Consider the following 8,253-nt stretch of genomic DNA (forward strand, 5'->3'; position numbering starts at 1 on the left):
CTTATGTCTCTAAATTGAAGTTCTCATAAATATTGATGATTTGTTCAATATCGAGATTCTCTGCTACTACACTAGCTAAACGGCTTAACTGCTGTTCACGGTTTAAGTTAATATCAATTGGCTTAATTTGGCTATTTGTTGCAAGCCAAGTTATTAGCTCAGATACGCCCTCAGGGGTATCGAACAAGCCATGTAAGTAAGTACCTGCTATTTGGTTATCATCACTAATAAAACCATCTAATTTGAATCCACTTGGGTGATCATTAAAGCTCAAAAATGGCTTTTCAAATGCTGGACCTTGACTAATCCCGACGTGAATTTCATAACCTGAAATTACTTTATCGCTATTGTTTAAATGAAGAATGCCGGAGACTTGGCTTAGTACTTTTTGTTGCCCTAATTGCGTTTCAAAGTCAGCAAGCCCTAGCCCTGCTGCGCTGCCTAAATTAGACTCCACAGCATGTGGATCTGCAAGGTAGTTGCCTAACATCTGCAGCCCACCACACACTCCAAGCACTTTACCGCCATAACGCAGGTGACGTGTTATTTGTTTATGCCAACCTTCATTTTTTAAAAACGCTAAATCGCTGAGTACATTTTTACTGCCCGGTATAATAATCAGATCAACACTTGGAATAGCCTGAGTATGACGTACATACTGTAAATCGATTTCTGGTTGTAATCGCAGTGCATCAAAGTCTGTGTGATTACTGATATGAGGAAGTAGCAGCACTACTATGCGTAATTGCGGTTTATCGACCTGATTATTTATAGCAACGGCATCTTCAGCATCTAGTGCTAAGTCATGTAAATAAGGTAATACCCCAAGCACTGGCTTATTGGTGTATTGCTCTAACCAATCAAGGCCACCTTGCAATAACGCAATATCACCCCGAAAACGGTTAATCACAAAGCCTTTAACGCGAGCCTGCTCTGACTCAGACAACAAGGCTAACGTTCCGACTAAATGAGCAAACACACCACCTTTGTCAATATCGGCAATAATGATCACCGGGCAATCTACCGCCTCAGCGTAACCCATATTGGCAATGTCGTTTTCGCGCAGGTTAATTTCTGCAGGGCTCCCAGCACCTTCAACAACCAGTAATTCAAAACGCTCACTTAAGCGCTGCTGCGAAGTAAGAACAGCATCCATCGCCACTTTTTTGTAGTCGTGATAACTGCCCGCTTCCATATTCGACAGCGCTTTACCATGAACGATTACCTGCGCTCCGGTATCGCTGTTAGGTTTTAATAAGATAGGGTTAAAATCGACTTCTGCGGGGACTTTTGCCGCTACAGCTTGCAAAGCTTGTGCTCGGCCTATTTCGCCACCATCTGCGGTTACAGCGCTATTTAACGCCATATTTTGTGGCTTAAAGGGCGCAACCTTTATGCCTCGCTCAGCAAAGATCCGGCAAAGTGCTGCTACAAGAGTACTTTTACCTGCATCTGAGGTCGTGCCTTGCACCATTAATGTTTTCATCATTGTTCTCTTTTTAAGGTTTGTGCAAGACCTGCAATCACAAACTCAACACGTGCAACTTGCTGTGCTAAGGCTTGATGCAACCAACCTGAATGATCAACAAACTGACGGCTTAATTCACCGAGCGGCACAATGCCATGACCCACTTCATTGCTGACAAAAATCACCTCACCCGGCAATTGCGATAGCACATCAAGTAAGGCCGCTTTTTGCTCAAGCCAAAATGCTTCCCCCTGCTGGCATAAGCAATTACTCAACCATAGGGTTAAACAGTCCACTAAAATACAGTTTTCAGCATGGCTATATTGTTGTAGTGCTTTAGCCAAATACAAAGGCTCTTCAACAAGCTGCCAATGCTTAGCGCGCTCTGCTTGATGCCTATTAATTCTGGCTGTCATTTCTTCATCACCCGCATTGGCTGTGGCAATGTAGATAAGCGGCTTGTTTGAACTTATTGCCTGCTGCTCTGCAAAACGGCTTTTACCGCTGCGAGCACCGCCTAAAATTAAAGTATGTTGCTGGCTCATAATAAGCTCACCAAGCAAAGGTAGGTAGTAAGCTCTGACACTTGCTGGGCTGCTCCTAAGCAATCGCCGGTGTAGCCAGATAACTGCTTTTCAAACCAGCGCTTCAATAGTAAACGAGTAACAAAAAGCACACTGATGAGTATTAATAATTGCCCTAGAGTGAAGCCAAAAAACAACCATGCAATTGCTAATACCGCACCGCCAGTTGCTAACAGTATTTGATAACTTTGCGTGCTTAAATGCATCGCAATGGGTTTTACTTTAGATGTGGCGTCGTGACTTACATAGTCCATGTCTGCAATTAAACTTGTTGCTACAACCCGACTTAAGCTTTGCCCTAAAACAAGTGCAATAATCACAGTACTGGTTACTTCACTAAGTGCGACGAGTGTTTGGTACTTAATTAATAAGGCCATCACTAACGCCGCAGCACCATAGGTACCTAAACGACTGTCTTTCATAATGCTCAGCTTATCTGCAACGTGCCAACCACCACCAAAGCCATCCCAGACATCAGCAAGGCCATCTTCATGAAATGCCCCTGTGATTATCAAGCTAAACGCCATAACTAACGCGACTGCAATGGCTGCAGGGAATAACCAACTTAACAGTAAAAAACTCAGCGCTAAAAGTACACCTAATATCACACCGACCAATGAAAAATAACGGCTGGCCTGATTGAGTGCCTGACTCGATACTGCAAAGTTTAACTTAACGGGGATACGCGTTAAAAAACTAAGCGCCAGTAAAAATAGTTGAAGCTGACTTGGGGTAGAGTCAGAAGTGTGTTGTTCATCGCTCATATCAGACAACTTGCTCAACATTAGCATCGGCAAAACTTGCCATGTCATTATAAAACGCCAAAGATGCTTGCAGTAAAGGTAAAGCAAGCGCAGCCCCGGTGCCCTCTCCTAAACGTAAATCAAGCTGCAATAAAGGTGCTGCATGCAAGGCATTGAGCATTGCTTTGTGCCCTTGTTCATCAGAGGCATGAGCAAATATCATGTAATCGCGAGCGTTTGCATTAATGCGAGTTGCAACAAGCGCTGCTGCAGTACAAATAAAGCCATCCACGATCACCGCCATGCCGAGCTCCGCAGCAGCTAAAATGGCACCGGTGATCTGAACAATTTCAAAACCGCCTAATGCAGCGAGTGTCATTAGTGGGTCATCAAAGTGAGCTTGATGCAATTGGAGGGCTTGCTCGACAACCTTGATTTTTTTAGTAACAACCTCGTCGCTCACACCTGTGCCTTTACCAACACATTGGCTGACTGGTAACGACAACAAGGCAGCCATTAATGCCGCAGCACTTGTGGTATTGCCAATGCCCATCTCGCCAAAGGCGATGGTATTACAACCTTGCTCATAGAGTGAATGAACTCGCTGTCTGGCTAATGCAAACCCTTTTTCAACCTGGCTAAGTGACATGGCCATTTCAGTATTCAGTGGTGCAGTGATGTCACCTAAACGCTGGTTATGCACACTTTTATCGTGTGAAGTACTGAGTGTTCCGGCATCAACAACTTCTAGCTGCCAGCCAAACTGGCGACAAAATACATTAATCGCTGCACCTCCTGCTGCAAAGTTTGCCACCATTTGAGATGTAACGCTGCTAGGAGCAATCGACACACCTTGGCTTGCCACACCATGATCACCTGCAAATACAACCAGAGAAGGGTTTGAAATAACCGGTTTAAAGGCAACTAGCGCCTGCTCACTATCAAGTTGCTTTGAAAAAATAAGCGTTAATTGTTTAGCACAACTTTCAAGCTGACCCAAAGCGCCTAACGGCTTTGTTTTGAGGTCTATTTTTTGTTGAATTACAGCTGAAAATTGCTGATTAATAGGCATGATATTAAACATTCGCTACCTGCTCTGTTTACGAAAATAAAGTAAGAATAAAAAGAACACGCTACCAATAGCGGCTGTGATCACACCAACAGGTAGTTCTTGGTTATTCAATAGGGTTCGGCATAACACATCTACCCACACCATAAAAATGCCACCGACCAAGGATGTCATAACTAAGTTATGGCTGCTGCCTTGCGGTGAAAAGTAGCGCACAATATGTGGGATCATCAGGCCGACAAAACCAACGCCACCGCACATAGCAACAAGCACCGCTGTGATTAGTGAACTTAGCAGCAGCATCATGATCCGAAAGCGCTGCACATGAATCCCCAAGGTCGCTGCACTTTCGTCACCAAGCAGCATTGCATTAAGTTGACGACGAAATGCAATCATCAGTGTCATGCAGGCAATAATAACGGTAAATGGCAGCCAAAGAGTGTCCCACTGGGCACGAGAAAAACTGCCCATCGTCCAAAACAAAATGGCGGTGATGGCTTGTGGATCGCTAAAATAAAGCAGCAGACTAGTCAGAGCACTAAATAAGAAAGATAGAGCAACACCTGCGAGTAACATGGCTTCAACTTGGCCAACATGACGACGCCCTGCAATAGCAATAAGCAACAGCATAGAAAGTAAGCTTCCGGCAAATGCTGCAACTGACATACTAAAGCCAAAACTCACACCGGTTAGGGCTATAAAGCACACCACACCAAATGAAGCCCCAGAAGAAATACCAAACAAGTATGGATCAGCAAGCGGGTTTCGGGTTACGGTCTGCAAAATTAATCCTGCAAGGGCAAGTCCAGAACCAGCTAAAAATGCCAGCACCGTTCTTGGCATACGCAACTGCCAGATAATACGCTGCACAAATTCATCGCTACCTTGGCTAAACAAACCATTAAAAACATCACTCAGTGGCGTATTTGCAGCACCAAAGCTCAATGCTAAAAAACAACTAATAAGCCCTACGACAACACAGATACTTAAACGCATTGCATCAGTCATTTTGATGCTCCTGTGTCTGATAGCCATAAAAATAAGTGATGTGCGGAATAAACTTATCAGAGCTTGATTGCGGGTGAGCAGATACCGCTGCGCAGACACCAAATACATCACTCAACAGCTGCTCAGTAAGCACCGCTTTTGGTTGCCCCTGACAAACCAAACGCCCTTCATCAATCACCAATAATTCATCACATAAACTCGCAGCAAGATTTAAGTCATGAAACGAGGCAAGCACAGTCACATCAAGGGACTTTGCTAATTCCATTATTTGAATTTGGTATTTAACATCAAGGTGACTGGTAGGCTCATCCATGATGAGCAACTTAGGTTGTTGTACGATAGAGCGTGCAATAAGCGCTCTTTGCTTTTCGCCACCTGAGAGCGAATCAAATGCTTGTTCACTGTGATGAGATAAACCAACCTGCTCTATAGCTTGATATATTCGCTGCTTATCATTAGTAGAAGTGCCGCTGAGAAGTCGCTTATGAGGTGTTAAGCCTAAACTCACTACATCGAACAAAGACAAATTAAACTGCGATGGAGACTCTTGTAAAACCACTGCAACCTGCTTTGCATATTCATCAGCACTGATTTGCCAAATATCTTGACCGCTTAGCAGCACACCCCCTTGCTGAGGTTTCAAGTAACGATAAAGGCAACGCAGCAAGCTTGATTTACCCGCACCATTAGGGCCGAGTAGACCGATAAATTGCCCTGCTTTTAACTCAAGGTTAATTGATTTAAGTATCGTTTTATTCGCAGTACCCCAACTTAAATCAGACACTGATATTAATGGCGCAGCGCTAAGGCTATTTTGTTGCAAGCTTATTCTCTCTTGGCGAGTAATCACAACGCACAAGAAAGCACTGGTAAGTACCAGAAAATAATGTGAGTTGACCCGCTCGATGATTAGTTGTTAATGCTAAGTATCTGGCTGACCATTATTTAGATGGATTACAGTTGCGGGAACAGCTGGAGAATTTCACTCCATTCCATAGCATATGAGTATTATGGCGGGCTAAGTAAATAATTCAATGAATATCGCTCTAGATGGCTAAAAAACAATTTTAGGCCAAGCCTGTCCTTGTTCATCTATATATACATCGAGTGTAATAAGCCCCGCATAAGGAAGGTGAAAAACATTTAAATGCGTGGCTGATTGTTTTGGCATCTGACAAACAATAGCGAGGATTTGTTTAATCACCCCAGCATGACTTATTACCAATGACTGTTCATGCTTAGATTCACATAGTGATTGTAAAAATGTTTGCCACCATGCCTCCACTCGTGCGTAAAAGTCTGCCATAGATTCACCATTGGGCACTTTTACTTGCCAAGGATGCTGCCAAAAATCACCAATATGAGGTTTACTCGTTTGCTGCCAAAGCTGTTGGTAGTCTTGGCCATCCCAATCACCAAAATTAAACTCTTTTAGCGCGTTATAATACTGTACATGCAGTGAGTGTTGATTTGCTAAATAATCAGCGTGGACTGAGCAACGCTTTAGCGGTGAACTATATATGGCATTTAAATTGATGAACTCAGCAGAGGCTTGGCGCATTTGTTCAAGGCCTTGCTCAGATAAACCGACATCGATTTGCCCAGAAAGAATTCCAGGCGTAGCGATTTCGCCATGGCGAAGAAAGTAAACTCGTGAAGTAATTGCGCCCATAATGTTCCTCAGTAAACCAATAGTGAACGTTAACGCGTTTTAAGTACTCTGTCGACTTATGCTAAGGGAACTATACTCAGAGAGTTAAGCTAAACGCATTAAACGAACGTCAAAATGTAGCACTGCATTTGCGCCAATCTTGCCACCGTTGCCTTTTTTACCCCAAGCAAGCTCTGGAGGGATCACAAATTCATAGCGAGAACCGATATTCATTAATAACAATCCTTCTCTTAACCCTTCTATAGCTTCAGATAAAGCGAACACTTCGGGCATACCCGCTTTATAACTGTCGGCAATCACATTACCATCAGCAAGCATAATACGTTGGTTAATAACCACTGTATCAAACTCTGTTACTCGCTCCCCTTCAACATCATCAATCACTTTATACATTAAACCAGACGGGCATAGATGCGTATCAGGGTGAGATGAGAACTTAGCGATAAATGCTTCACTATTTTTACGATTTAAACCTGAAGAACCTTTTGACTTGGTCGTTTTCTTACAAGACACAGTACACCTTAATTGTATTACAAATATAAAACGCTTTATCGCATAACAAGGTTAGGGAAGCAAGTTTGCTAGAGTAAAGTTGCAAGTTAGAAAGGGGAAAGATACGAGTTAGAAAGAGTAAAGCTTTAGGGTCTGGCGTAGGTTGGGTAGAGCGCAGCGAAACCCAACACAGAGATATCAGCTTTCAGCCGTCAGCGATCAGCCGCGCGGTGTGGGTGTTTGGGTCAGAGTCTCTTTAAGTAATAAAATTTTGTAGGAGGCACTTCAGTGCCGAAATAATAAAACAAAAATATTCATTGCTGAAGTCATTCTTACGCCAGACTTGACCTTGGAATTTAAACTTTACCCTTGCTAACTTGCAACTCGCTAACTCGTGTTGGGTTTCGCTACGCTCTACCCAACCTACTTAGAGAATGAATTGGGTGAATGCTGAGGGAGTCTCTGCACTAAACAACCCCACAGTTCAGCTGACGTCTGACGGCTGAAAGCTGACAGCTCCAGAAGCAAAAAAGCCCGACTCTTTCGAATCGGGCTTTCTTTAATAGGATCCTGGCGATGACCTACTTTCACATAGCAACTGCTACACTATCATCGGCGCTGTTTCGTTTCACTACTGAGTTCGGCATGGGGTCAGGTGGGTCCAAAACGCTATTGTCACCAAGAAAATTCTTTTCAATTTTCTTATTATTTTATTTATAGTCTTTCGACTTAATTTAAAGTCTTGCGACTGAATTTGGAGCCTGGATATGACCAAGTACCCACAGCGGTAGAGAGACACATAGCAGCTGCTATGGGAAACCTAACACTTTAATTAGGAGCCTGGCGATGACCTACTTTCACATAGCAACTGCTACACTATCATCGGCGCTGTTTCGTTTCACTACTGAGTTCGGCATGGGGTCAGGTGGGTCCAAAACGCTATTGTCACCAAGCAAATTTGGTTTTAATTCGCTAATCTGAGCAAATTAATAAATCTGGAAATCTGATATTTTCTTACAGCTTAAAGCTTATGGCTTACAGCTTCGTAAAATCTACTTTAGTAACTTAACTTCTGTTCGTTACGCTGTCATAAAACGCGTTTGGCGTTGTATGGTTAAGCCTCACGGGTAATTAGTACAGGTTAGCTTAATGGCTCACACCACTTCCACATCCTGCCTATCAACGTTGTAGTCTTCAACGGCCCTTCAGAGACTTTA

The 8,253-nt window shown here is 43.4% G+C and carries 8 protein-coding genes, 3 rRNA genes and 1 riboswitch; all 11 genes read right to left on the minus strand.

What is annotated here, in order from left to right; translation table 11 throughout:
• Position 1: 1 nt before the first annotated feature.
• The gene (locus WA256_RS04900) at positions 2 to 1,486 is read right to left on the minus strand and encodes a cobyric acid synthase (RefSeq protein WP_335989399.1); all 1,485 of its coding nucleotides are present in this window, start codon (positions 1,484 to 1,486) and stop codon (positions 2 to 4) included.
• Positions 1,486 to 2,013, minus strand: a complete 528-nt coding sequence (gene cobU / locus WA256_RS04905) for a bifunctional adenosylcobinamide kinase/adenosylcobinamide-phosphate guanylyltransferase (protein WP_119853632.1) — start codon at positions 2,011 to 2,013, stop codon at positions 1,486 to 1,488. Before cobU ends, WA256_RS04900 begins: the two co-directional genes overlap by 1 nt.
• A complete protein-coding gene (locus WA256_RS04910) occupies positions 2,010 to 2,864 on the minus strand; it encodes an adenosylcobinamide-GDP ribazoletransferase (RefSeq protein ID WP_335989356.1) in 855 nt (284 codons plus the stop codon). The genes cobU and WA256_RS04910 overlap by 4 nt, the downstream gene beginning before the upstream one ends.
• Positions 2,818 to 3,879: a nicotinate-nucleotide--dimethylbenzimidazole phosphoribosyltransferase gene (cobT, locus tag WA256_RS04915; RefSeq protein ID WP_335989360.1), complete on the minus strand. Its 1,062-nt coding sequence runs from the start codon at positions 3,877 to 3,879 to the stop codon at positions 2,818 to 2,820. Before cobT ends, WA256_RS04910 begins: the two co-directional genes overlap by 47 nt.
• A 3-nt stretch (positions 3,880 to 3,882) precedes the next feature.
• Positions 3,883 to 4,872 carry a FecCD family ABC transporter permease gene (locus tag WA256_RS04920; protein ID WP_062566691.1) on the minus strand — a complete coding sequence of 330 codons (990 nt, stop codon included), beginning with the start codon at positions 4,870 to 4,872 and terminating at the stop codon, positions 3,883 to 3,885.
• On the minus strand, positions 4,865 to 5,695 hold the full coding sequence (locus WA256_RS04925; protein ID WP_335989366.1) for an ABC transporter ATP-binding protein: 831 nt from the start codon (positions 5,693 to 5,695) through the stop codon (positions 4,865 to 4,867). The genes WA256_RS04920 and WA256_RS04925 overlap by 8 nt, the downstream gene beginning before the upstream one ends.
• A 103-nt stretch (positions 5,696 to 5,798) precedes the next feature.
• Positions 5,799 to 5,866: riboswitch (cobalamin riboswitch) on the minus strand.
• Between the two features lie 60 nt (positions 5,867 to 5,926).
• Entirely contained in the window at positions 5,927 to 6,544 is a 618-nt protein-coding gene (locus WA256_RS04930) for a histidine phosphatase family protein (protein WP_063527783.1), read from the minus strand.
• An 84-nt stretch (positions 6,545 to 6,628) separates the two neighbouring features.
• Positions 6,629 to 7,057, minus strand: coding sequence for an FKBP-type peptidyl-prolyl cis-trans isomerase (locus WA256_RS04935; protein ID WP_335989370.1), 429 nt, complete (start codon positions 7,055 to 7,057; stop codon positions 6,629 to 6,631).
• Between the two features lie 547 nt (positions 7,058 to 7,604).
• Positions 7,605 to 7,719, minus strand: a 5S ribosomal RNA gene (gene rrf, locus WA256_RS04940).
• Between the two features lie 155 nt (positions 7,720 to 7,874).
• Positions 7,875 to 7,989: ribosomal RNA gene (rrf, locus tag WA256_RS04945) — 5S ribosomal RNA — on the minus strand.
• A 157-nt stretch (positions 7,990 to 8,146) separates the two neighbouring features.
• A 23S ribosomal RNA gene (locus tag WA256_RS04950) occupies positions 8,147 to 8,253 on the minus strand; the annotation flags it as partial.

It is taken from the genome of Pseudoalteromonas sp. CH_XMU1449-3 (assembly GCF_037027245.1).
Taxonomy (GTDB): Bacteria; Pseudomonadota; Gammaproteobacteria; order Enterobacterales; family Alteromonadaceae; genus Pseudoalteromonas; species Pseudoalteromonas shioyasakiensis.